Below are 611 nucleotides of genomic sequence, written 5' to 3'. Positions count from 1 at the left end.
ATATGACCATTTAATTTTTTTGTATCTATATATGAATTGCCAAAAACACTCACTTGATCACAAATGTATGTATAGCCTGTAATTTTTGCATTCTCATAAATACAAGCATCATCACCAACTATAGCAAAAAACCAAACTTGAGCATTGTCAAAAATCTTTGCATTGCCATAAGCTTGCGCATAGCCAGTCAGTAAAGCATCATCATAGATTTTAGCATGACCTTTTATAACAGCCCTGTCCGATACCTCAGCATGATTCAAAACGCAGGCATAACCGTAAACATAAGTTCTTCCAAAAACCACGGCATGATCAGCAACCCTAGCATTGTCATAAACCACGGCATTATCATAAACTTGTGCATAGCCTTCAATTTTTGCATTATCGAAAACATAAGCTTCATTTAAGACTTTAGCATTATCAGAAACATAGGCATTATTATAAACACAAGCATCATCATAGACCCAGCAATTGTCATAATGCGATAGGTTATCTTCCTTTTCAACAAAACCGCCTAAATCGCCAGCCTTGACATCAGAAAAGTCTTTTAAAGCTTTAATGCGATAAAGAATTTGATTACTAATTACACGCGTTTCATTTGTGAGTGCAAACTT

At 35.0% G+C, this 611-nt stretch carries 1 protein-coding gene; it reads right to left on the bottom strand.

The window, feature by feature from the left end:
• A partial coding sequence (locus tag ACFIO3_RS15075) for a hypothetical protein (RefSeq protein ID WP_375704783.1) occupies positions 1-611 on the bottom strand: 611 nt, incomplete at both ends.

It is taken from the genome of Bartonella sp. AD328YNZD (genome assembly GCF_042196425.1).
The sequence above is the reverse complement of the archived record's forward strand: the minus strand, read 5'-3'. Positions and strand labels throughout refer to the sequence as shown.